Source organism: Clostridiales bacterium (assembly GCA_015243575.1).
GTDB lineage: Bacteria > Bacillota > Clostridia > Peptostreptococcales > Anaerovoracaceae > Anoxybacterium > Anoxybacterium hadale.
Window position 1 is genome coordinate 4,892,768 of record CP042469.1, and the last position, 26,089, is coordinate 4,918,856.

The 26,089-nt window shown below is 44.2% G+C and carries 18 protein-coding genes; 13 read left to right on the forward strand and 5 right to left on the reverse strand.

All coding sequences use genetic code 11. The features are described 5' to 3' along the window. Positions 1–144: 144 nt before the first annotated feature. The 8 genes from FRZ06_21450 (at position 145) to FRZ06_21485 (ending at position 11,644) form a co-directional block, all read left to right on the forward strand. A complete protein-coding gene (locus FRZ06_21450) occupies positions 145–543 on the forward strand; it encodes a M48 family metallopeptidase (protein QOX66041.1) in 399 nt (132 codons plus the stop codon). Between the two features lie 29 nt (positions 544–572). Beyond that, positions 573–1,334, forward strand: a complete 762-nt coding sequence (locus FRZ06_21455; GenBank protein QOX65730.1) for a response regulator transcription factor — start codon at positions 573–575, stop codon at positions 1,332–1,334. A 96-nt stretch (positions 1,335–1,430) separates the two neighbouring features. Further along, positions 1,431–2,732 carry a GHKL domain-containing protein gene (locus FRZ06_21460; GenBank protein ID QOX65731.1) on the forward strand — a complete coding sequence of 434 codons (1,302 nt, stop codon included), beginning with the start codon at positions 1,431–1,433 and terminating at the stop codon, positions 2,730–2,732. Between the two features lie 365 nt (positions 2,733–3,097). After that, positions 3,098–7,720: a hypothetical protein gene (locus tag FRZ06_21465; protein QOX65732.1), complete on the forward strand. Its 4,623-nt coding sequence runs from the start codon at positions 3,098–3,100 to the stop codon at positions 7,718–7,720. A gap of 573 nt (positions 7,721–8,293) precedes the next feature. After that, positions 8,294–8,596 (forward strand): hypothetical protein, encoded by a 303-nt coding sequence (locus tag FRZ06_21470; protein QOX65733.1) that lies wholly within the window; start codon positions 8,294–8,296, stop codon positions 8,594–8,596. Positions 8,597–8,662: 66 nt separating this feature from the next. Then, positions 8,663–9,562 (forward strand): PHP domain-containing protein, encoded by a 900-nt coding sequence (locus tag FRZ06_21475; GenBank protein ID QOX65734.1) that lies wholly within the window; start codon positions 8,663–8,665, stop codon positions 9,560–9,562. A gap of 91 nt (positions 9,563–9,653) precedes the next feature. Further along, a complete protein-coding gene (locus FRZ06_21480) occupies positions 9,654–10,127 on the forward strand; it encodes a MarR family transcriptional regulator (protein ID QOX65735.1) in 474 nt (157 codons plus the stop codon). Between the two features lie 89 nt (positions 10,128–10,216). Continuing rightward, positions 10,217–11,644, forward strand: coding sequence for a DHA2 family efflux MFS transporter permease subunit (locus tag FRZ06_21485; protein ID QOX65736.1), 1,428 nt, complete (start codon positions 10,217–10,219; stop codon positions 11,642–11,644). A gap of 72 nt (positions 11,645–11,716) precedes the next feature. On the opposite strand, the gene FRZ06_21490 is transcribed toward FRZ06_21485, so the two are convergent. Together FRZ06_21490 and FRZ06_21495 are read right to left on the reverse strand one after the other, a co-directional pair. After that, a complete protein-coding gene (locus FRZ06_21490; protein QOX65737.1) occupies positions 11,717–12,685 on the reverse strand; it encodes an FAD:protein FMN transferase in 969 nt (322 codons plus the stop codon). Position 12,686: 1 nt separating this feature from the next. Beyond that, the gene (locus FRZ06_21495) at positions 12,687–13,625 is read right to left on the reverse strand and encodes a LysR family transcriptional regulator (protein QOX65738.1); all 939 of its coding nucleotides are present in this window, start codon (positions 13,623–13,625) and stop codon (positions 12,687–12,689) included. 244 nt (positions 13,626–13,869) lie between these two features. Here FRZ06_21495 and FRZ06_21500 point away from each other — a divergent pair, with 244 nt between their 5' ends. Together FRZ06_21500 and FRZ06_21505 are read left to right on the forward strand one after the other, a co-directional pair. Next, positions 13,870–14,469, forward strand: a complete 600-nt coding sequence (locus FRZ06_21500) for an NAD(P)H-dependent oxidoreductase (GenBank protein ID QOX65739.1) — start codon at positions 13,870–13,872, stop codon at positions 14,467–14,469. Positions 14,470–14,482: 13 nt separating this feature from the next. Continuing rightward, entirely contained in the window at positions 14,483–16,906 is a 2,424-nt protein-coding gene (locus tag FRZ06_21505) for a flavocytochrome c (protein QOX65740.1), read from the forward strand. Between the two features lie 168 nt (positions 16,907–17,074). Here the strand turns inward: FRZ06_21505 and FRZ06_21510 are convergent, their stop codons facing one another. The 3 genes from FRZ06_21510 to FRZ06_21520 all read right to left on the reverse strand — a co-directional run bounded on the left by FRZ06_21510 (position 17,075) and on the right by FRZ06_21520 (position 20,905). After that, a complete protein-coding gene (locus FRZ06_21510) occupies positions 17,075–17,503 on the reverse strand; it encodes a DUF3795 domain-containing protein (protein QOX65741.1) in 429 nt (142 codons plus the stop codon). 57 nt (positions 17,504–17,560) lie between these two features. Then, positions 17,561–18,361, reverse strand: coding sequence for an RNA polymerase sigma factor (locus FRZ06_21515; GenBank protein ID QOX65742.1), 801 nt, complete (start codon positions 18,359–18,361; stop codon positions 17,561–17,563). Positions 18,362–18,946: 585 nt separating this feature from the next. Next, positions 18,947–20,905: a helix-turn-helix transcriptional regulator gene (locus FRZ06_21520; protein ID QOX65743.1), complete on the reverse strand. Its 1,959-nt coding sequence runs from the start codon at positions 20,903–20,905 to the stop codon at positions 18,947–18,949. A gap of 188 nt (positions 20,906–21,093) precedes the next feature. Between FRZ06_21520 and FRZ06_21525 the strand changes: the two genes are divergently transcribed. The 3 genes from FRZ06_21525 (at position 21,094) to FRZ06_21535 (ending at position 26,054) form a co-directional block, all read left to right on the forward strand. Continuing rightward, positions 21,094–23,469 (forward strand): pyruvate formate-lyase, encoded by a 2,376-nt coding sequence (locus tag FRZ06_21525; protein QOX65744.1) that lies wholly within the window; start codon positions 21,094–21,096, stop codon positions 23,467–23,469. 93 nt (positions 23,470–23,562) lie between these two features. Further along, entirely contained in the window at positions 23,563–24,492 is a 930-nt protein-coding gene (locus tag FRZ06_21530) for a glycyl-radical enzyme activating protein (protein ID QOX65745.1), read from the forward strand. Between the two features lie 152 nt (positions 24,493–24,644). Continuing rightward, positions 24,645–26,054 carry a sodium:proton antiporter gene (locus tag FRZ06_21535; protein ID QOX65746.1) on the forward strand — a complete coding sequence of 470 codons (1,410 nt, stop codon included), beginning with the start codon at positions 24,645–24,647 and terminating at the stop codon, positions 26,052–26,054. Positions 26,055–26,089: the final 35 nt, after the last annotated feature.

Here is a 26,089-nt window from a genome sequence, read left to right on the forward strand (position 1 = left end):
TATCAAGATTTATATGAAAAATATAAAAATAGAAGTTAAAAGATTATGTTACCAAGGACAGAGCGTCTTTGGCGAAATGGAAGTAAATTTTAGAGGATTAAATTGGAAGAAATAAGGAAGCAATATATCCGATATCTGGGAGCAATGGTACCTCTGGAGGAAGTGATCTCTTTTGATCGGTTTTCAGAAGTAGTGATATTAACAGAAACAGAGATATTAGAGGAAGTCAGTAAGTTCTATGTTAGGATGAGCAAACAGGTTACGAAAGAAAGAACGGAAATTTATCAAAAGGCATTGGGAGTAGCGCCCAAATCAATAAAAATAGACAAAATATGCAATCGCTGGGGCAGCTGCAATACCAGAAAAGAGATTACTTACAATTATTTAATCGTAACGTTGCCCATGGAGCTCATTGATTATATTGTGGTTCATGAGCTTTGCCATATCTATCATATGAATCATGATAGATCCTTTTGGCGTAAAGTTGGGAGCATTATGCCTGACTATAAGAAAAGAATGAAAATACTGAACGGGGGTGAATAAGAGCTCCACGGAATTATTATGAGTTTGGAATGAAATATGGATCAAGGGAGAGAGGCAGAATGATTAACATTGCAATCTGTGACGACGAGCCGCAAGAAATCGAGCGTGCTCGCAGCTTGCTTACACGATACATACAAGAGCACCCTCAATATGAAATAACAATACATTCCTACGCCGCTCCTTTGGAACTGTTATCTTATGTGGCTGAGAATGGAGGCTTTGATGCGCTGCTTCTTGATGTCTATATGGCAGGCATTCTTGGTACAGAGGCGGCAAGAGAATTGCGGAACCTTGGAGATGACTGTGAAATCATCTTTCTTACCACATCTAGGGATCATGCGATTGATGCTTTTGAAGTGAATGCAGCACAATATCTAGTTAAGCCATATACAGAATCAGGAATTTTTTCGTCATTGGATAAGATTCTTCATCGTATCAATGCGGATCGGCGTCATACTATTACCCTCAAGACATCCGAGGGAATTACCAGGATTGCCCCGCGTAATGTGGTTTTTACCGAAACCGGACGAAACAACTACCAGATCATTCACACAACTCAAGGGAAGAAGCTAGAGGTGCGTATGACCGCCTCGGAACTTTTTGAGATGCTCTCACAGAACAAATTATTCGTCCGGTGCGGTGCTTCTATCAACTTGAATCTCAAATACATCCGTCAGATTTCCAAGGACGCCATAACCTTTGATACCGGTGAGCATCTGGCATACCCCTACCGCGCTTATCAGAAGCTCAAAGCGGAGTTTCTGCGCTTCCAAATGTTCCCTGAGGACTAAAACGTGGCAATTACCCCTAAAATGATGGCAATTACCCCTAAAGCAGTTTTTTGAGCAGTTTTGTGCTAGGATAATGCGAAGAAAGGAGGAGGCGGATTGTACAACGTTTTAGTATTTTTCTCATTTTTGCAATCTGTTATCGGCTTTACACTGTTGTCATCCTCTGTCATGCGTTTTCGGGAGCCCGTCAAAAATCGAGTCGTAACAGGATTGTTTGTGATGCTTTGCGGGATAAGCCTCCTGTGTTATCAATTATTTAGACATGGCTTTGACTCGGTAGACAGTTTTGCGATATTTGTAATTCTGATGATAGAGCTTTCGTGGTTTTTAATTTGTTCCGATGATAATTTTTTCGTATCACTCTTCAGTTTTCTAACCTTTGTTAATATTTATGTGTCTATAAGCTATATCAGTGATATCTTAGCGATGCATTCGGAGGGGAGTGCTTTCGTATTTGAACGGATCGTCATTCGCTTGGTAATATATTTAGTAATTCTTCCATTCCTGTTCAAATTTGTGCGCCTGCGTTTTCGCCGGCTGGTGGATGCTTTGGACAAGGAATGGCGCGCAGCTGCGTTGGTGCCGTCGATGTTTTTAATCATGCAGATCATGGTGCTATACTATCCGGCGCCCTATTGGTATTGGAATAATGATAATTGGTTCAGATTCATTATTATCACTGTCTATCTGTTGTTTTTGGCGGTATATTACCTCTTGTATATACAAGCTAATGCCATTGTTGAAAAATACGCATTGGAAAAGCGGCAGCTGCTTATGGCACAGCAAGAGAAACTGTGGGAATCAGAACTTGCCCGCCAGAAAGCGACAGCAGCATTGGTATTTCAGCAACGGCATGATATGCATCATCACAACGCAGTCATTATGGGGATGCTGCAGAGCGGTGATACGGACGAGCTTAAGACTTACATGAAAAGCTTTGACGCTGCGCTGGATGCACACAATGCCAACTCCTTTTGCTCAAACCCAATTGCCAACAGCATTTTTAACGTTTACGCCCGCAGGGCAGAAGCGGAAGGGATCAAGACGGTGTTTCGTGCAAGTATACCGGAAAGCATCGGCATCGATAACATCGACCTCACCTGTGTGCTTGGAAATACTTTGGAAAATGCATTGGAGGGTTGTTTGCGCTTAGCAAAGGAAGTCGAAAAAGAGATCAGCGTCACCGCAAAATTTATTGATAACCGTTTGCGTTTGCAAGTGGAGAACACCTGTCTAACGGACATCGTCTTTAATGATGAGCTCCCCACCACACAAAAACAGGGCGGTGGTACGGGTACAAAAAGCATCCTTTACACTGCCGAACGTTACGACGGCACGGCGGGCTTCTCGGTATCAGACGGAAAATTTATCACTCAAATCGTACTCAATGCGAATTGAAACAATATACAATGAAAGATGTCGTAAGCAGCTATCAATTACCTCTGATAGTTGCTTTTTTTCGTCAAAAATCGGCAATTACCCCTAAAATGATGGCAATTACCCCAAAAACGGGTTTTGTCTCGTCTTTGTGTTATGATGCAAGATGAAAAAATAACTTGTTTTAGCCAATGGTGGAGGAGAATATAACATGAAAAAAACAAAAACAAGGGAAAAGGTCGCGGTAATTGTGGAGAGGTTACTGCAAAAATCCAATTTAATATAACCTAAGATAGAAATAAATACACGTAATGGGCAAGTACAAAGTGAGTGTAGAGATATTTATTAATTATATTAAGTCCTAAAAAAGATGGAGGTTATCCTTTATGAGATTCATGAAAGAAAAAGGCAAGCGGTACATGGCAATATTAATGGTATGCGCCATGATGGTAGGGTTATTCCCGGTGGGAGTATATGCAGAATCCCCGGGTACTAAAGAAGGTCCAGAGGGAAACCAGAGTGGCGTCATAATTGGAGCAGTACTACTTGTATCCTCTAACGCTGTAGATGATTCTGCAGACCGTGCAGATAATGCAACGTATCAAACGCTTGGTGGTGCTATTAGTAAGGCTGAAAGTGGCGATACAATTAAACTTCAAACAGATGTTACCCTTGCAAGCGGTCAGACCATCACTGACAAAAACCTAATCCTTGACCTGAACGGCCACAGACTAACAGGTGCAAGCGATTTAGGTGTAGCTGCCATTGAATTAAAAGATACGGCAAGCCTGGAGGTCAAAGATACAAGCCCAGGAGCAACCGGACAATTATCTGGAAGCAGTCGAGCAATCTGGAACAAAGGCGCCGGTTCGGTCACTGTTTCCAGCGGAACGGTAACTTCTGCCGGTGTTACCATCAGTAATGACAATAGTGGTAGTGTTACTGTTTCCGGTGGAACGGTGTCTTCCGATGGAAGCAGCTATGCAATCTGGAACAACGGCACCGGTTCCGTAACTGTTGCCGGAGGGACAGTTACTTCAAACTCAATTGCGATCAGTAATGACAATAGTGGCAGTGTTACCGTTTCCGAGGGGACGGTATCTGGCTCTATCTACGCAATCAATAGTACGCATGTCGATGGAAAAGTCAACATTTCCAGTGGTACAATATCATCAACAGGGGGATTATTTTCTATTCTCTCTTCGGGTACTTCAAACATAGTTGGCGGGGAACTTGGTTATGTAAATACGAGTATATTGAACCTCTCCGGCGACCCGACGCTCACAGTTAACGTAAATTCCTTGACAAGCAAAAGGGTATCGATTACAGGAGCGCTTACTGGGGCACCCGGCAGCATTAAACTCAATGCCGCATATCCTTTAAATACAGATGCAGGCACTGTTGTTGCGACAGCGACAGAGGCTAACTACGCAGATGCTTCCAAGTTCGTGCTTATAAATGTAACAGGCAAAACCCTTGCGAAAAGTGGTAAAGACATCGTGTTTGCGGCGGATAGTCCTGCTGGACCCTCCACCGACTGGAACGGAATCATCCCAACCAGTGACCCCGGCTTCGTCTACAGCGGCGGCAGCGGCACAGAGGCGTCTCCTTACTTGATCGCGAACAGCTACGACCTTGCCATGCTTGCCTCGAACGTCAACACGACCACTGACTACAGTGTCGACAAACATTTCAAGATGACGGCGGATATCGATCTTAATCCGAGCATAGCAGTGATTGATGCGACTACTACAGCCAAAGAATGGACGCCCATCGGGAAAAATTTAAAGGAATTCAAGGGTACCTTTGATGGCGGCGGGTTCGCCGTTAAAGGTATGTATCTCAAGGATATAGTAGGTGAAAATTACCGCGGCGGTCTGTTTGGCAAAATCACTAACTCAATAATAAAGAACCTGGGTGTGACTAATAGCTTCGTTAATATTATTAATCCTACTTACGGTGTGGCTGGTATTATATGCTTTGCCGACTACAGTACAGTGGAAAGCTGCTACAATACGGCAAAAATTAATGGTTATGCGTCTGTCGGCGGTGTAGTGGGTACTAGTTCAGGAAGTACGGTGAAAAACTGCTACAATACCGGTGAAATCAGCGGCACGGATACCTATGTCGGTGGTGTTACAGGTCAAGGCAGTAATACGATATTTCAAGATTGCTATAACACTGGCAATATATCCGGTTTGGGCGCAGTGGGCGGTATTGTTGGAGCCATACATAACTCTTCTGCTTTTAGTGCCTCTGCTATGTATCGCTGCTACAACATTGGTAATATCGTTGCCAGTGAATCTGTATATTCCTATGGTAGCAATACTTACAGTGGTTCTTGTGGTATAGCGGGTTGGGTTAGGTCGTGGACTTCTACGATACCTAAGATGATCGTTCCCTTAGATAACTGTGTTTCTCTGGGTCTGTCCGTTAGCACGACGACCATTGATGTTCATAACACAACGACGCGCGTGGCGCAGGGTAATGGAGCCATCTCGAATTCCTATGCACGGTCGGATTTGAAAGTGAATGATCAGCTTATTTTTAATGGCACCAAAACAAATGAACACGGCCAGAATTTGACTGTGGCCCAGAACACGGCCCAGGATTGGAGTACCTGGTTTGGGAGTGCAGGCAGTTTAGCGTGGGATTACCCGGAGGATGGCAAGCTGTGGTATCAAGCGCCGCTTCCTACGCTGAAAGGCGTCGGCGGCATTCAAAACCCCAAGCTGCCCGGGACGGGTTCCGGATCAACCGACACCTATACTGTGACAGGCACGGTCAAAGACAAGGACAGCAATCCTGTTACCGGGGCAACCGTTACCCTCACACCGAATGCAGGTACTCCAAATCCTGCAACGACAGGAAACGATGGGAAATATACCATGAATAACGTTCCCAATGGCAGTTATACGATTACAGTGATATTACCGAGCGGCGGGGGAACCTTCACAAAAAACATCACCGTTCCTGATGATATCAGTTCGGGCAACATCGACCTTCAACAACCAGCGGTACAAACCTACACTGTGACCTACAACGGCAACAAAGCAACTAGCGGCAGCGTTTCGGCACAAACCACAAACGTGGGCACAGCTACCACTGTTGCTGTAAACAGCTTTGCCAGAACAGGCTTCACTTTTGCCGGCTGGAATACAGCGGCAAACGGCGGCGGGACAGCCTATACGGCCGGCAGCAGTATACCGTCTCAAGCAGCGGGATCAACGGTAACCCTTTATGCCCAGTGGGCAGAAAACACCTATGGGGTTTCAGGAACGGTGAAGGACCATTCCGGCAGTAATGCAGCGGGTGCAAGCGTGAAGCTTATGCAGGGGGATACGCAAATAGGAAGTACTGTTACGACGGGTGCCGACGGTACTTTCCTCATCACAGGTGTTCCAAATGGGACATATAACCTTGTGGTAGAGAAGGACGGTATTATCGTTACAACCGTGATTACGGTAAGCAATGGCGATTATGCCTCGGGAACCATACGGCTTCCGGCAGGCAAAACAAACAGCGTCGTTGTGGTAACGGGAAGCGAGACACCAAGGATTGTTGTGGGCAATCTCGACGGGCAATTTTCAAGCATTGCAACGGACAATGACAAGGGGGTAACAACAGACGATAATGGTGTTGTAACAAACGGCGGCTCCGTAGAAATAAAACTTACCGCTGAGAGAAGGGATGACACGGCATCAAATGCAGGCAACATTTCCGCTGCCGCGACAGCAAACGGAAGAACCGTGGGGATTTTCCTTGATTTAGCGGTGCAAAAGACGGTGAAGGATAGCGGCGGAGATGAAATCGCCTCCCAATCCGCCATTCTGACTGAGCTTCCGAGCTTAATCGACGTGTATATTCCGCTTCCTGCCGCCCTTCAAGGCAAAAGCAGTTACGTCGTATACCGTTATCACGGCGCGGCAGTCAATACGATCACAACTGAGGAAAATAATGGCGAAAAGCTGGCGCTGATTGATAACGACACAACCATCAAGCTGACAGTCAAGAAATTCTCCACCTATGCCATTGCATATACAACGTCATCACCTAATCCAGGGGGCAACACAGGCGGAGGTTCAAGCAGCAGTTCAACATCCTCCGCAATCACTGCCGAGCAAAGCGGGGGCGGAAAGATTATAATTGGCACGGACAAAAAGACAGTTACGATTACTCCTGATATCGGATATGTCATAGCAGACGTTTTGGTTGATGGAAAGAACATCGGCGCAACAGAAAAATACACCTTCACAGACAGCAAAGCCCATAAAATCAGCGCTGTATTTGTAAAGGATACCGAGCTTCCTTACTACAAGAAAAATGACGGAAGAATTTACATCGGGTTTTCTGCAATAGCGGGAAATATGTATAAATATATTGCACCTACGGGCGAAACCGTAGCATTCAGAGAAAATCCGAAGAATTTTACGGATAATACGATTGCATGGGCGAAACCAAGCATAGACTTCGTGACAGAGCGTGAACTATTCCTTGGGACAAGCCAAGATGTGTTCAGTCCAAATGAAAGCATGACAAGAGCGATGTTTGTAACGGTAATCGGCAGACTTTATGAGCGCTCTTACGGAAGCATTTCGGAGGATGGAAGTGGTTTGGGAACGGACAGCGTTGTGGGAGCAAGCACTTTCTCTGATGTGAATACAGACGACTACTATGCCAAGTATGTTGCATGGGCAAATGATCAGGGGATTATCAAAGGTATGGGAGAAAACCGGTTTGCGCCAAGGGAGAAGGTAACCCGTGAGCAAATGGCAGTTATTATGCTGAACTTTGCAGACTTCTTGAACAAGGCGAATGTTTCTGGAGTTTCCCTCGGATATACTGACAGCCCAAGGATTTCATCCTGGGCGACTGATGGCGCAAAATACTGCCAGGAAACAAAGGTGATAACCGGCAGAGACGGAGGCAGCTTTGCTCCTCAGGAAAACGCCACGAGAGCCGAAGTGGCAGCGGTTATAGAAAGATTTATTAAAACAATTGTGAAATAAGGCAATACAATTACCTTTTAGCAATGTTAGATGCTATGATGACAGTCGTAACTTTACAATCTTGATGCCCTGAGGACAGTCGTAACCTTTAGAAATAAAGGCGGCTGTCCTTATCAATTTGAACTGATCTGCTTGTCCTGCGGCGCAGAAAGTCAGAGTTGGTAAAATGGGCCTTCCTGATCTCTGTTGATGATCTCAGGAAGGCAGTTTAAAGCTATTTTCAGAAGGTAGTAACGAAGGTTTTGTCCAAGGAGCTATGGCTTTACAAGCACGCGCATGCAGATTATAATATAAACGCAACAATCCGTGCCCGAGCGGAAGCTGCAAGAAGTACAAGAAGTGATGCGCACGGATTGACGATGAAAAAACAGCATGCACATTGCAACGGAAATTGCCTGTGCAGATTGAAACCGTTTTACTTCCCTTCAAGGGTAAGATTATCTATGACAGTTTCATGAGCTCCATGCCGATTGGATTTGCAGAAGGTGCAAAGGCGACTTTTCGAGAGATGTATAATAAAGCAATCAAACATGGTATTATCACGAGTTTAGAGGAATGAGAGGGATATCTCTTATGAGTGAATTTTTGAGATTGAAAGATTTGATCATGGGCTGTGCAGAAACTGGCTACGAAGAAGCAGTAGTAAAGCTTTTAAAGGACAATGGAATCGCTGTTGATGACTTTGAGCACGTCGGAAAGTGTGATTCTGAGTGCCCAAATTGCGGAGCGGAAAATTTTAGTATCTGGCAAAGGAATATAGGCTTGCTGGAAGACCAGGAAATGGTTACTTTCGATTTAGATGAAGCGGATGATATTTTGGACTTTGCGATATACCTCTGTAATAAATGCGGAAAGTGGACTACTTATATCGAATAATGCAATATCAGTATACGAATTGTGGGCTGCCTCGTAGATATTCGATGGCAGAAAGGATGATGAATCATGGCAGACAAGTTCATTGATTTACACATGCACAGTTATTACAGTGATGATGGAGAATTCTCACCTGCGGAGTTAGTCAGGAGATCTAGTGAGCAAGGAATTACGATTATGGCAATTTCTGATCATAACAGTATCAGGGCAGTGGAGGAAGCGAAAAAAGAAGCTGAAAAATATCACATTCATTATATCAATGCAATTGAGATAGACTGCACGTATCGAGGGATCGATCTGCATGTTCTTGGTTATGGAATCGATGATAAAAATAAGGAATTTGGTGATCTGGAAGAAAACATTCTTCGTCAAGAAAGAGCATGTGCTGCAATGAAGTTGGAGTTAACGAACAGGCTTGGCTTTGATGTGAAACAAGAGCAGCTGGATGAGTTGAGCAAGGAAGGGGTCTATACCGGAGAACTGTTTGCAGAAATCCTATTCAATGATCCACGATATCAAGAACACAAGTTGTTGCAGCCATATCGGGCTGGCGGCAGCCGAAGTGATAATCCTTATGTGAATTTTTACTGGGACTTTTATACCCAAGGAAAGGCATGCTATACAGAGATCCTTTATCCTTCGCTGGAAGAGGTGGTCAAACTGATCGATGAGAGTGGCGGTGTTGCAGTACTTGCTCATCCAGGCAATAATCTAAAAGGAAAATTTGAACTGTTTGACGAACTGATCGCGTCTGGTCTGCAAGGTGTAGAAGCATTCAGCAATTATCATGATGATGAAGCTGCCAAGTATTTTCTTAACAAAGGCAGGGAGTACAATCTACTTGTGACCTGTGGCAGTGACTTCCATGGTAAAATAAAACCGGCCATAGAAATTGGTGAAACCGGGTGTACCATAGATCAGAAGGAAATACAAAAGGAATTACAAAAAAGGGGATTAATAAGGGGATAGAAATTTGATTCAAGATCTTTTGTTGACAAAAGATGAGGCAGGAGATATAATTACATAGAATTCTAATTAAATTCCCGTCCTTTTCACAAATATGTGTACACAGAAGCTGGTGGTTTGTATGGATACACAAATGAATAACAAAAATTATGAATTTTATTTAAGAGCTATTGTACATGCTATGAAGCAAATGCTGGACAATAGACTGCTCCCTTATGACATCACAAATCAGCAGGCACGTTTGTTGGGTGATTTAGATAACCAACTGAAGCGAGACAAAGAAATTGTTCAAAAAGACTTAGAACGTACGATGAACTTGCGAGGCTCATCCATTACCAGCCTATTGCAGGGGCTAGAGCGCAAAGGGTTTATTTCACGCAGCACAGGAAACGAGGATGGCAGGACCAAACAGGTAGATATTACCGAAAAAGGGAGAGCGGTGATCCAGGCTGTTGAAAGCTCTTTTCTGGAATTAGAGCAGTTGCTTGTGGAAGGGATGTCAGAGGACGAAAAAGAGACCTTTCTACGCCTGCTTAGGGTTTCTTTTCATAACTTAAAAATCGAGTAGTCATTGCTCATTATAAGTATGACAATATTTTTTTGCCAAATTAGATAGAATTCTAACTATTAGAATTCTAATTACAGGAGGATGATAGCATGAGTAATTCAAATTCTATGAAAAAACAAGCTGATCCATCTCGGCTGACATTTCGGCTGCGATGGATACTGGCGGTCGTAATTATCGCAGATGTTCTCGATCTGATGGACGCGAACATCACCAATATAGCGGCACCTTCTATAGTTCAAAACATCGGTGGAGGCGAGTCTTTGATCAAATGGCTCGGAGCAAGCTACGCTTTAGCAATGGGTGTGCTGCTTGTCATCGGCGGACGCTTGGGTGACCGTTATGGCAAACGGCGAATGTTTCTAATCGGCATAACAGGGTTTACGCTGGCTTCGGCGCTTTGCGGTTTATCTGTTAGTCCGTCAATGCTTATAGCGGGAAGGCTGATACAGGGGGGCTTCGGTGCTCTATTGATACCGCAAGGCATGAGCATCTTAATGGCCACATTTTCTCGTGAACAGTTTCCCCGTGCGGTTAGCGCGTTTGGACCGGTTATGAGTATTTCGTCTGTAATTGGCCCGATATTAGCCGGATTTATTATTCAGGCGAATATTGGCGGGCTAGACTGGCGCCCTATGTTCCTGATCAACATCGTTCTTGGTTTAGCTGGCTTTATTGCTGCAGTTAAGTTATTGCCTCATGATCAGCCTAACTCCGATGAAAAACTGGATGGGATCGGAACTGCTCTTTTGGGAGTTTCTATGCTTGGCCTGATTTTTGGCTTGAATGAGGGTTCGACGGAAGGTTGGACGATCTTGCCGATTGCCAGCTTCATAGTAGGTGCTGTAATGCTTGCAGCCTTTGCGCTTCGCCAGCGGTACGCTGACAATCCGCTTATTAAACCTTCTCTCTTCAAAAATAAAGGATTTACGTCTGGACTATTAGTGGGTCTCGGGTTTTTCGCAGCAGTAAATGGCTTGGCTTATGTCATTTCCTTGTTTTTTCAACTGGTTCTTCATCTCACGCCGTATGAAGCGGCTCTGGGTCTCTGTCCAATGGCAATCGGCATCGTAATCGCCTCAATGGTCTGCCGGCCGCTTCTAACCAAGCTGGGACGTACACTGATTGTCATTGGACTCTCGGCAACACTTATTGGGGCGCTCGGCCTTTGGCTCACTGTCTTCCTTACAGGTATGGGAGCTACCGCGTTGCTGACAGCTCCTGCTATATTCGTTATCGGCGCAGGTATGGGTACTTGTTTCAGCAGCATTTACGACGTGGCTCTCGGGGACATTGAGCATGACGAGGCAGGCAGCGCAAGCGGTTCCTTAAGCGCTGTACAGCAATTAGCAGCGGCAATTGGTTCTGCGGTCGTAACGACGATTTTCTTTAACCTCCTTAATACTGTGGGTGATGTTGGAGCCATGAAGACCAGTATTCTGATTGTAGCAGCAATTGTCCTCGTTTGCCTCGGGCTCGTTTGGCTTATGCCACAATCAGCTCCTTCAGAAGACTTTTAGGTTTCGTCAAATGATGTCTGAGAAAAACTATCTTGATGGATTTCGGGCAGAAAAAAATGAAAGCCAGCGTCTTTAGACGCTGGCTGGTGTTGCAGGTGTATCGTCCGGAGGAAGAAGGACAAGTCTTCCTTTCAGATTATCTGTGCAGGCTAGTGCTCCATCCACAGTGATCACAATCGCATCGAGATCTTTCATCCGGTTCACTCTGCGAATGATTGAGACCGCATCTAATCCGAACAGTTCTGTTGTATAGATATCGCAGTCCAGCGAGCTGTCAGCAATAACCGTTAAAGAAGCGATGTTATTTTCGATTGGATAGCCAGTTTTGCTGCTAAAGATATGGTGGTAATTACGGCTTTCCTTTTCAAGCACTCTCTCATAGATTCCTGAGGTTACAACGGATTGGTTTCTTATTTTGACAAGGGCTGCCGCATTTCCTCTCGGTAAAAACGGATTTTGTATCCCCACCTTCCAGTCACTGCCTTGCGTGGGCGGTTCTCCAAAAACCAAAACATTTCCTCCCATATCAACCATAGCGGAAACAGCTCCCTGTTCCTTAAATAAGGCCATCACTTTATCAGCAAAATACCCCTTGGCTATGGCGCCAAGGTCTAGCTCCATACCTTTTTCTAAAAAATAGACGGTTTTGTGATCGTCATCCAGTTGTATCTTTTCAGGCTTTAAAAGCTCCAATACGTTCTCGATTGCTTCTTGATCCGGCACCTTCGCTTCTTTAAACCCGATGCTCCATAACTTGATCAATGGGCCGATTGCAATATTTAAATAAGAGCCTTCCCGTAAACTATGCTGTTTCCCTATTTTTATCAGATCATAAAGCTCATCGTCCACCTTTTGCGGAGCGAATGCGGCATTCCTTTTTAGCATAGCGAGCTGTGAGTGGTCACTGTTGGCACTAAAAATTTTGTTGTAATGAATGAGCATCTCCTCAGCCAGTTTTGCCATAGCAGCAGCGCGTTCTCCCTTGATATAGAGGGAGATTTTTGTTCCCATAAGATGGAGGATCTTCGTGTACTCGTTCATTTCAGTCTCCCATATCGGATTGGTTCTGCCCATGAGATAAGAAAGCATCGATCAGGTCCTGATCAATTTTGGTCAGAGTTCTTTCGCTGTGATACGCGATAAAATAATCTAAGCTCAGCTCATCGATGGGGATCGGATATAAATTGTAATCAGAGGGGCATTCCTTAACAGAGACACTTTCGGGGATAATCGTAAGCCCCAAATTACCCGTAACCAGCCTAAGTGCAGTATTGATATCCGTACTTTCCATGATGATATTGGGTTTCACCTTGTAAACATTCAGCAGATGATCGATCTGTTTTCTTATAGCAGAACCCTTGGAAGTCAGGATCAGCCTTTGTGACAAGAGTTTACTGATGTCGATGCTTCCTTCCGGAATTCTGGCGACATCTTTCTGATAGAGATCACAGCATCGCGGAATCACAGCCCAGTACCTGTGTCTCCCCCAGCTAACCGAGTTTAAGTTCGGTGATATATTTCTTGAATTCTGTCCAAGCCAAAAATCCAATTCATTATTCTGAGTGAGTCTCTCACTTTTATCCGGTAAAATCTCTGCAAGCTCGATTCTGCAGTTTGGGTGCATGTCCAGAAACTCTGGTATAAAAAGTGGCAAAAGGTAGGTCCCAAGGCTCGGAAGCACTCCTATCTTTATGACCGTTCGATCGCTATCGGATACATCAGAGATATCGCTAAGCAGTTTAGCATAGTTATTCTCTAAGGAAGTCAAATACTGATAATAAATCTTTCCTTGCTCGGTCAACCGGTAAGGAAGCTTATCACGGGTGATCAGCTCGCAGTTTAACTCACTTTCAACCCTTTTAATGACCTGAGTCAAATAAGGCTGAGAAATATAAAGTGATTTCGCAGCCTTGTTATAATTGCTGTATTTTAGAATTGCATCAATATAATAAAGAATGTCCTGAGAGCCGATTTTTGACATTTCATTCCTTCCTTTGAAATACTTCACTATTGACGGTTGGTTCGATTATAACAAATTTGTTATTAAACTTCAATGAATTACTAATTAGATAATCAGAACACAATATGTTAAATTAATAGCAAAGATATTATTGATGTAAACGCTTAAGGAAGTGATGATTGAATGGAGGGTGCGCAGATGGTTAACCGATTAGATGTGCACGGAATGAATCAGTGCTTCCCTAATGAACAGAAAGGGGATTACTATGAAATATCTAGCGATCGTAGGCACGAATTCAGATGTGTCAACCAATCGTATCCTGCTTCAATTTATGGAAAAGCACTTTTCAGATGAGGCAGAGATTGAAGTCCAAGAAATTAAGGATCTACCTGCCTTTATGGAGCCTGAAGATTCTGTTGTCCCTGAAAAGGTAGCGGAGCTATCTGATAAAATATTGAAAGCTGATGGGGTAATCATCGCAACCCCGGAGTATGATCACGCGATCCCAGCAGTGCTAAAGAGTGCCCTTGAATGGATTAGTTATACGAGTCAGGCACTTACGGATAAGCCTGTATTAATCGTGGGAGCATCTCATGGTACCCTTGGTTCTTCCAGAGCCCAGGCACATCTTAGACAAATCCTTGATTCCCCTGAACTGGCTGCTAGAATAATGCCAAGCAATGAGTTCCTTTTGGGAAAATCACAGAGTGCATTTGATAGCTCGGGTAATCTCATTGATCCGCATAAGGTATCAGAGCTTGATGAAATTTTCAGAGAGTTTGTTCTGTTTACACAGATTACATCAAAACTGCTGAAAGAGAAAGTGCTGAATCAAAAAGTTAAAAAATTCACTTGGCAGGAGTAGGGGGGAAATAACAATGAAATTTATCGCAATTGTCGGAACAAATGCAAAAAAATCATATAATCGTAAGCTCCTTCAGTTCATGAAAAAACACTTTGAATCCAAGGCAGAGATCGAAATCCTTGAGATTACAGATGTTCCTATGTTTAATCAATCCGATAATCAGTCCTTCAGCGAAGTAATCCAAATGTTTGATGAGAAGATTACTGCCTGCGATGGTGTTATTATGGCTACTCCTGAATATAATCATTCCATCCCATCCGGACTGAAAAGCTTGATTGAATGGTTAAGCTTTGATCTTCATCCGTTTACCGGCAAACCGGTTATGATCGTTGGGGCTTCTCTTGGCTCACAGGGTTCCTCTCGTGCACAGCTGCATCTTCGTCAAATCCTGGATGCGCCGGGTGTGGATGCCAGTGTAATGCCAGGCTATGAATTCTTACTGGGAAATGCTGATAAGGCGTTTGATGATGACGGTAATCTAAACAATGAAGGAACCGTAGATTTTCTGGATATCTGCTTCCTTCGGTTTCTGCGTTTTGCAAAAATTGCAAATCAGCTGAACGAGGAAGAGGAGTTTTCCTTCCAGCCGGGTGAATATGAGGTAAAGGCAATTGGCCACAGCGGAAATCTCCCAATGAAGGTATCCTTTAGTGAAAAACGAATTGAAAGGATCAATATCGATACCGAGGGTGAAACAGAAGGCATCGCCGATGTGGTCTTTGTGAGAATCCCAGATAAAATTATTGAGGGACAGACGCTGAATGTGGATACCCTTTCCGGAGCATCAGAAACCAGTAATGGAGTCATCGACGGTGTTGCCAAAGCCGTGAAACTTGCAGGGGTCAATCCTGATATCCTTAAGAGAAGACCAAGACCTGCCAGCAGCAGAATCAGGGTAGACGAAGAATATACCTGTGATGTCGTCGTTGTAGGCGGAGGAGGTGCCGGACTGAGTGCAGCGGCCACCGCACTGCAGAATGGTTCCAGTGTGATTGTTCTTGAAAAATATCCGGCAGTGGGCGGAAATACCATACGCTCCGGCGGTCCTGTCAATGCGGCAGATCCCCAGTGGCAGAGCCAGTTTGATGAGAATCCAGGAGAAAGACACACCATTGAGTCATTAATAGAGACAGATGAGAGTAAAATTCATATCGAATATCTGGAAGATTTCCGAGCGCTGAAAGAAGAATTTGCTGCCTACCAGAAAAAGTTTGGCGCGCAAAAGGGCTATTTATTTGACTCACCGCTCCTGCACAGAATGCAGACCTATTTTGGCGGGAAACGAACGGACCTAAATGGCAACTCTATCTACGGACAGTACGACCTGGTAAAAATCTTGACGGACAGAGCCTTAGAAAGTGTAAATTGGCTGGAAGAGATCGGCGTTGAGTATGACAAGAGCGTCGTATTTGCCCCGGTTGGTGCACTCTGGCGCCGCGGTCATAAGCCTGTGAAAAGCTATGGTACTGCATTTATCCTTGCTCTTGCAAAATATGTACAGGAGCACTCTGGCAAGATTATCACTGACAGCCCGGTAAAGGAATTTATCCTGGAGAACGGTGAAATCAAGGGCGTAATGGCAACCGGTGTCAATGGCCAAAAGATTACAGTACACGCAAAGGCAGTTGTGCTTGCAAGCGGCGGCTTTGGTGCAAATACAAAAATGTTAAAAGAATACAATACCTACTGGAGCCATATTGATGATGCGATCAGAACCACCAATTCCTTTGCCATGACTGGTGATGGAATCCTGCTTGGTAAAACCGTAGGAGCAGCACTGACTGGAATGGGCTTTACTCAGATGATGCCTGTATCCGATCCTGAGACTGGAGAGCTGTTCAGTGGAATTCAGGTACCGCCGGAAAACTTCGTAATTGTCAATCGAGAAGGAAAGCGCTTTGTCAATGAATTCTCCGGACGTGATGTTTTAACAAAGGCCGCCATTGATCAGGGAGGCTTATTCTATCTGATTGCCGATGATGAGATTAAGAAAACAGCAGCCAATACAAGTCAGGAAAAGTTAGACAGACAAGTAGAAGCCGGTACCTTATTCAGAGCCGATACCATCGAAGAGCTGGCCGTGAAAGTGGGTATGGATCCTGCCATTCTTAAGGATACCGTTGACAAATATAATTCTTATGTAGATGCGGGATTTGATCCTGAATTTCATAAGGATACCTTCAGCTTGAAGGTGGAGAAAGCGCCGTTTTATGCGACTCCCAGAAAGCCAGCGGTTCATCATACCATGGGCGGACTTAAAATCGATACGAAAGCCCGAGTATTATCCGAATATGGCCAGCCCATTAAACATCTTTATGCTGCCGGCGAAGTTGCCGGAGGAATCCATGCAGGAAACCGCCTTGGCGGCAATGCGCTAGCTGATATCTTTACCTTCGGAAGAATCGCCGGTAAGACTGCCGTGGATGAAATGGAATAGAGCAAGGAACAGTTTTGTATCAAAAATAAAGGAATGTGGGGCAGGCGCGGCAGCCTGCCCTTTTCCATAGCCGATGCAGTGTTAGGAGAAAATATTGCTCAATTGCTGAATTCTTAAAACTTCTTGTCCCACCTGCTGAAGAGGATAAGAGGAAGGCAGGCTCAATTGTTATTTGCTTCCGCCTTTTCCAATCCTCATATTTTGATTGAAGTATGTGTGACGAATGTCATCTGAAATTTCCAGCCACCCTTCAATGCCAAGTTTTTTCATCATGCAGAGGTTATAAAGTTTAATATTATGTGGATGGGTAGAAGCCCGATCTGCTATCGGCATGAGATTTTCACACGGAAAATCATCACATTCAAAGCAGTATCCAACTCCTTTTTCGTTCACGCATTCCAATGTTTTACACTTCTGATCCTGCAAATCAAGCAATAGACACTGATTGCCGTCCGCACAACCTTTACAGGTAATACGCTCATTTGATACGTTAAACATTCCCGCAATGCGCGTCTGAAATTCCTCTGTTACATTTTTCTCGTACATCTCACAATTGAAACAATCAATTCCGCACGGTGCAATGATTTTAAGTTCCATAACATTACCTCCTTTAAATTACCTTTCTCTATCTTAGATAAAAAAAAGGACGTTAGGTTACAAAACTTTTTCCCTTAATTTTTTTATAAAAATCACTTTAGGTATTTTTCTTCCTACCTTGTACATCGCATAGACATCAAGCACTCCTCGAATGAGTTGCTTATATTCATCCACCATTTCGGGATCCTTATAATCAGTATACCCCTTTGGCATCGGCAGATTTCGATCCTTCATAAATTTAATCCATAAATAGCATTTACAAGGCTTTGAAGGATCTACCAAACTACATCGATCATGGTGGAGCTCTTGTATATTCTTTCTCGCTCTATATAGTGTCACTTTGGCATTGTTCTCCGTTATCACCAATACCTCCGCAATTTCCGAAAGCGTCAGATTCAAAAATGTTCTCAGAACAAATACAGCTCGCTGTTGTTTAGGCAAGCAACGCATAAATGCCGTTAAACATTTTTCTCTCATTTCATCGACCATCAACCTATTATCGATTGGCTCATCGGGCGATTCTAATCCAGAGAAGAAATCCTCTTCATTCACACCAAGTTCTTGCGTAATAGCTACAACTGGAAGCTTTCTTATCTGTTTATAATTTTTATTACCTTCATTGACCAGGATACGATATAGCCAAGTGGAGAGTTTTGCCTCACCTCTAAACTGCTGAAAATGCTTAATTGCCTTAAGAAAAGCATTCTGCATGGCATCCTCGGCATCATGATGATTTCCGGTCATTCTAAACACAATGCTATACAATTTATCATATTCTTCCTCGTACAACTTCAACAGCTCATTTTGAATTTGCAGTGTTTCTATTATAATCACCTGCCCTTCTGTCCAGTTAATTATAACATATCACCATATTGGCACCAATGGAATTGGTGATTTCAGTACTATGTGGTATGGTGAAACACTGAATTGTCAAATACTATAATGAGGAGCTTTGATTCTATGTTCAAGTTTAACTGATACGATATAAAAAATGATAAAGTCAGCATTAAAAATTCTTAATCATTTTATTGAGATTTCTTTTCCGGAAATTGGGGAGGAGACACTCAGAGAAATCTGAATGATACTAAGAGTTAGAAATTCCAAAGTTGCCAGATACCATTCTTCTAAGATTATTACTTGAAAAAATATGCTAATAAAGAATATACCGCCCATGAAAGCAGAGAAAAGCAATGGACGATTGCTTCTTTTTTTGAAACAGAAGAATGCCGCCATAATATTACCCATGCCAAATAAAACTATTACAATGATGGTAGTGCGCTGGCAGTTTCGGAGGGGTTTGTCAATCACGAACCAAATTCAATCGTTTGTAAATCGATTCATCATGAAACCTTTAGAACAAGGATGTTCGAACTTCTAGTCAGGTAAAAAGGTGCGTGAATATTGACAGCGCAGAAATTAAGCATTGGCGGGAATCAACGAGGGCTAAGCGTTCCCACCGACTTTTTCAACCACAATAATATGAATCCCTGCGCCCTTTATTGTGGAACTGACATTCAGTTCATCTTCAACACTTTCTACACTCACTTGTGCCTGAGGTTCTGTGTTCAGCATGTGAAACCAGGCTTCCGGCAGAGGGGAAGACTTAGGAAACCCCAGCTGAGACATATGCGCAAAGATAGAATTGGCATTTGACAATGCATATTCTGCGATGATATATTGACCGGAAGGAACGGGAATCCGGAAGTCAATGTGAAGCTCATCCTTAAAGGAATTGATGATATCATTTGTTTCGTAGACGCCGGCACTACGCAGGGGAAGATGTTGTATGTCATCGTTATAATGGAGCACAACAAGCGTGTACGAAGCCTTTTCGTACACGTCATTTTTTATTACGTAATAATATTTGCCCCAGCAAAGAAGTTCTCCTTTCATATTCTTAAGCAGACGGTATGCGTAAAAAGAAGGCTTGGGTACAAGATCGGAAGTGATGCAGGAAGGTGCTCCTTTTAATACCCTGGAGGCTTCGCCCTGATCCCGCAACCTGCAGTGCAGGATGTTTTCCTTTGCAGTAAAATATGTCCGGAATATCTGTATGGCTGCGGCAATTGAGTCATTTCCGGCAGAAGTTCCGAAGTACAAGCCGTTGTCGCATACTGCAGACACTTCGTATCCGTTGAAGGTAAGCCTTTCTTCAATGAGTGTTGTTGTGGTTTCGCTGTCTCCCTGTCTGAAAGTAAGAATCACCCGCGCAGCGGCAAGGTCATGGAGCAGATGGAAAAGCCCTTCCCCCATGATCTCGTAATCCTCTGGTGTGATGACGACTTCAAGAACGGGATGGACTTTCATGACCGGCGGCATCTTTGGATTCACATCAACGTTGTGATGAAATCGGTTTACGACGGATGCGCTTTTTTCCTGATCACTTACAGCCGACAGACATTGTCTGATGAGGCTGAGCGCCTGATTGTCAGAAAGCAGCTCATACCGTGCAGGCCTTGCGTCACTCAGAATGTGCGGCATATAAAGCTCACGGTGTTCCAGCGGCGAATGGCCAAACCATTTGCTGAAAAATTTATCATAATATGCGGTGGTTGAAAAGCCCACATCCCTTGCGATGACACTGATTTTGCGGTCAGTCTCCAGCAGGAGGATTTCTGACATTTCAACTCTGGCAAAGCAGAGGAACTCCTGAAAGTTTATTCCGATGTAATCACGAATCAGATGAGAGATGTAATAGGTACTTAAGTGTTCTCTTTCTGCCAGCTCTTCCAGCGTGATCTTGCTGGCGTGATTGGCGTAGACATAGTTTATGATCCGGCTGATTCGCTCGACGATGACAGGATTGTCATTTTTAAAATTCACAACAACCTGATCATCAAATGCAAACAAGTTGTAGTGCTGGTTCAGGTATTTTATGACTTCAATCATTTGATCAATACAGTTGCTTTTGTAATTGAAGCTTCGTTTTGAATAATCCAGTAGGATATGAAGCAGCATTTTTTGGAGGATATCTAGCTTGCCAGGGGTATCATTATTGATATAGGTCATGAAACATGCCTTCATCAAAGACGGAAAATATTGCGTGAAAAAGCGGTTGCTCACCTGTATGATTGCCACAACATTCTCTTCATCTGTCGCGGTTAAACCGTGAATTTCATGACCGCTGTTCGTAAACACATCCCCTTCTTTCAAATGATAATGATGGCATACGTTTTTCAGGTAGATTTCACCCTTCAAAACATAGATAAAGTCAACATCCAGATGATAATGAATCGGATATTCTGTAACTTTTGCAATTCTGATATTGATTGGAAAATCATCCAGATATGTTGTTTTCTCCAGTAAAACGGGGAACACCTCCTTATAAAAACGCTGGTCAATTTTTTCAGCTGCCTGCGTACCTTTCGTGAATGAGCACTTCCTTAAATGAGTCTTGTACAAAATTCTATTCGTACATTATATACCAGATTTGAAAACGGGGAAAAGCGATTTTTTTCAATTTTCACTAAATTTATTATCTTTTTCTGCTCCGTAACAACTCAATTAGAAAAGTGAGCAAGCCAATTGTTGTCTTCCGGACGGTCATCATGTACGATTGTTTGAAATTAGAAAAACGGAAGGTGGACAATATGTTAACAATGAGAGTGAAGCGCATGCGACAAAAGCTTTTCAATACAATTCCATCCATCACTGCAGAGAGGCTGGTACTGGCAACGGAAGCATATCAGAAGTTTGCCGGCGATGCAGTTCCTATTTTCAGAGCAAAGGTTGTCAACTATATCATGGAGAACATGACAACCCTCATCATGGATGATGAACTGATTGTAGGAACCGTGACAAATGCTTATCGAGGTGCAAACCTGCACCCTGAATTCCAGTCGAGCGCGTGGTATATCAGCGACATCGACGAAATCTCAACAAGAAGTAATGATCCCTATTATATTTCCCCAGAAGATAAGGAAACGATTCTAGAAACACTGAAATACTGGGAAGGGAAGTCTATGGAAGACCTTTCACAGACCGTGCTTCCGGCACATACGCTGGAGCTTGAGCAGGACGATATTATCTGCGTCGGTCTCGAAAATGGTGTATCGGGGGAAACGTTATGTGATCACGAAAAGATTCTGACAGTAGGAATCAGAGGGTACCTGGAAGAGTGCCAGAAAAACATCGACAACTTGTTTCCTCAGACCATGGAGGAGCAGGCCAGGGTGGATTTTTGGAAGGCATGCATCATTCAGTGTGAAGGACTGATCACATACGCACACAGAATGGCAGCTGAAGCAGAACGAATGGCTTCAGAATGTACCGATGTGAAGAGAAAGCAGGAGCTTCTGGAGATCGCAGAAAACTGCAGAATGGTTCCTGAGAATCCGCCGCAGAATTTCCAGCAGGCACTTCAGTCCATCTGGTTCGTACATGTTTATTTCCACATAGAAGTTTGTACGACCGCATGCGGATTCGGGAGATTTGACCAGTACGTGTGGCCATTTTACAAAAAGGATGTACTTGACGAGAAGAACATCTCAAGGGAAGCGGCGCTGGAAATGCTGGAGTGCTTCTACCTCAAGGCATGTGAGGTATATGAGGTAAGAAACAACTGGTACGCCACGTCCTTCGCAGGGTATCCCATGTGGCAAATCTTGGTTGTTGGCGGACAGACCAGAGACGGCAAGGATGCAACCAACGACTTGTCCTTCCTATGTCTGGAAGCAGCAGACGATCTTCAGGTAACACAGCCTACCATGGCAGTCAGAGTTTGGGAAGAAACTCCAGAAGAACTGATTAAGTTCGGATGCAGGATGATACAGGAAGGCCAGGCAAACCCCGGATTCTTTAACGATACCGCAGCCATCAAGATGTGTCTTGGCAAAGCCGATTGCACCATAGAAGAAGCAAGAGACTGGACCATCGTCGGGTGTATTCAGCCGGGTCCCGGCGGCGGCGGAACAGACGGTTCGCCTGATGCCGGTTACGTGAACATGGGCAAGATGGTTGAATTCGTTCTGCACAACGGTGTTGATCCAGCGACAGGCAAGCTCATGGGACTTGAAACCGGAAACCCAAGAGAATTTAAGAACATAGAAGAATTTAAGGCTGCGCTCAAGAAGCAGATCATTCATCATTACGATATCATCAGAGTCAGCTACAACCTGATGCAGAGCATTCACATGAACCGATATCCGGTCATCTTTGCATCGATGGTAACCAGAGGCTGTGTGGAAAGCGGCAAGTCCGTACAGCACGGCGGCGCGCAATACTCAACAGCGGGTATGTACATTTCAGGCGCAGCAAATATGGCAGATTCCATCGCGGCAATAGAGAAGTGTGTATTTGAAGACAAGGACCTGACCATGGATGAACTGATCAAGGCTTGTGATACAAACTTTGAAGGACAGGAACGGCTGCGTCAGCTTCTGCTGAATAAGCCTGAAAAATACGGCAACAACCTTGAGCACGTGGACAACATCTACAAGGAGATGATTCACCATGTTGCCAATACGGTTCAAAGCTGGAAAGATGCCAGAGGCGGTGGTTACGCTTTCGGAATCGATACACAGACGTTAAACCTCTCGCATGGTCTCGTTACAGGAGCGCTTCCAGATGGAAGGTTTGCAGGCGAACCATTTTGCGACAGTGCGTCCCCAATGATGGGAAGAGACAGAAACGGACCAACCGCTACCGTTAAGTCAGTCGCTGCCATGGATCAGGAAGTATTGCATGAAGGCGCCCTGTTCAACCTGCGTTTTGATCCAAAGGGAGTTCAGGGAGAAAAGGGCCTCAATATCATTAAAGGTGTGATCAAAACCTTCTTTGAAGATGGCGGCGAACATATCCAGATCAACGTAGTAGATAATGAAACCTTGAAAAAGGCGCAGGAAACTCCCGAGAACTACAAGGGTCTCATGGTTCGTGTAGCAGGCTATATGGCGTACTTTACAGAGCTTGATAAGAAAGCACAAGATATCATTATCTACAGAACTGCGCACTTATCACAGAATTAAGGTACTGCCTGGTTGATCCCGGGGAGAATGATGAACCATTCACCAAGATTTCAGCCAGTCAGTACACTCATATAACAGAGAGGATGGTTTTCAATGAATCATAAAGCGGAACGTATTCTGGTAGGAAGCCTTCAGAAATTCTCTGTAGAGGATGGACCCGGCATCAGAACAACAATCTTCCTGAAGGGTTGTCCTATGAATTGTAAGTGGTGCCACAATCCGGAGCTGATTGACCCGCAGCAGCAGCTGATTCAGTCACCAAGTAACTGCATCGGATGCGGATGCTGCGTTAGGATATGCCCCCAGGGTGCAGTGACGATGACTCCTGAAGAGGGCGTTGTCATTGACAGAGCCAAATGTGATGTGTGTCTTGCATGTGCAGACGAGTGCTACGCTCAGGCATTAAGACCTGTAGCCAGGCCAATGACCATAGAGGAAATCCTGAACATAGCAGAACAGGATAAGGGCTTTTATGACAACACGGAAGGGGGCATTACCGTCAGCGGAGGCGAAATCCTCATGCACGCAGAATTTGTGAGCAAGCTCATCGATGAAGCGGGCAAACAAGGCATCCGCGTGTGTCTGGACACATGCGGCTTCGGAGACTCACAGGCGCTCATGGAAATGGCACTCAAGGAAACCGTCACCGACATTCTTTTTGATATGAAGTCAATTGACGATGAAGTTCACAGCGCGTATACGGGAGTCGGCAATGAGTTGATTCTGGACAATCTGAAAATGCTCGCAGCAGATGTAAGAACTGTGGACAAGCTGATCCTGAGAATGCCGCTCATCAAGGGTGTCAATGACAGCGACGAGATCATTCGGCGTACAGGTGAATTTTACAGAGAGCTGGGAATCAAACGAGTGAATCTGCTCCCCTACCACAGTCTTGGAATGGGCAAGAAAAGAAATGTGGGTGGTATGCAGGAGGAATTTGAGCAACCGACAGATGAGCGGCTGACAGAAATAAAGATTTATTTTCAAAATGAAATAAATTTAGAGGTGGATATCCTCCTTTGACAAGGCTGAGCACGGTTTGCCAAGGAGGTACTTTGGGTAGAGTATAATATTTTTTATGAATTGATTAAGGCGGGTCAATACTGCTTGCGCCGGGCTGGGGGGATCACGATTTGCGCAATGCGTGTTCAGACTTGCTCCAGAAAGGAAACACTATGGAAGGGACTAATCTAGGAATTATCACCTTAATACCAGCGCTGGGCTTTTTAGTATTTGCACTGGTAACGAAGAAGTGTATTCTGAGTATCATGCTATCTGGGATACTCGGATACATATTTTACTACAAGGCAGCGTTCTTCATGCCAATGATGGATGCATTGCTTTCAGCAGCAAGCGATGCAGACAACAACTATATCGTAATTATTTGTTTGTTATTTGGATGCTTCGTTCAGCTGCTCAGACAGTCAAAAGGAGCTGTAGCAGTCGGGGATTTGGCTAGAAAGTATATCAAATCAGAAAAGCAAGTACTGCTTATGACCTGGATCTGCGGAGTAATCATCTTCATAGACGACTACCTCAGTATCCTGGTTACTGCAAACTGTGTCCTTACCCTTTCGGATGAACACAAGACGCCGAGAGAAATGATTTGCTATATCATTAATACCACCTCTGCTCCCGTTTGTCTGATTATACCGATTTCAGCATGGGTCGTGTTCTTCTCAGGAATCTTTGAACAGCAAAAAGAAGCAGCAGTCGTTGGTGACAGCGCGATGAGTATCTACTACAATATCATGCCATACTTTTTTTATCCATTCCTCTGCGTAATATTTGTACTCCTGGTAATCCTGGGAATCGTGCCAAAGATGGGTGGGATTAAGAAGGCTTATGAGAGGGTTGCAGAAACCGGGCAGCTTTGGCCGGCATCAAGCAACATGCAGAATCAGGGTGATGAACTCGGTGAAGTAATGGGCGCTATCTCTGATAATGCAAAGGAAGAAAAGGAAATAACGCCGCATCTTTGGGCATTCCTCGTACCAATGGCGGTCGTTGTTATCGTAACCGTATGGCTTTCCGATATCCTTTACGGCGTAAGCTGTGGAATCTTCACTTGCTTCGTCCTGTTTGTTCCAACCAGAATTATGAGTCTTGGTAAATTCTGTGACGCTTGTTATAAGGGTTTGGAAGACATGTTGTTTATCGCAGTTGTACTGGTTACCTCATTATTCTATAGAGAATCAATCAATCTGATCGGCTTACCCGACTATCTGATTGACGTGGCGGGTCCATATATGAGTGCAGCATGGCTTCCGGCAATCGCATTCATACTCATCGGTATTGTATGTTTTGCAACCGGCAATATCTGGAGCATACCAGCAGTATGTACGCCTATCATTTTGCCGCTGGCTGCTTCCACCGGCGCAAGCATCCCTCTCACACTGGGTGCGATTATTTCAGCTGCATGCTTCGGTGCACAGGCTTGTTTCTACTCAGATGTAACACTTCTGTCAGCTTCCGCTTGTAAAATTAATAACGTAGATTATGCAGTCGCACAGTTGCCATACATCGGAATTGTTACCGCAATATCCTTTGTCGGATATGTGGTCTTTGGTTTCGCAATGTCATAAACAAAGTAGTGCAAAGCATTGTGAAAGGGCGGGAA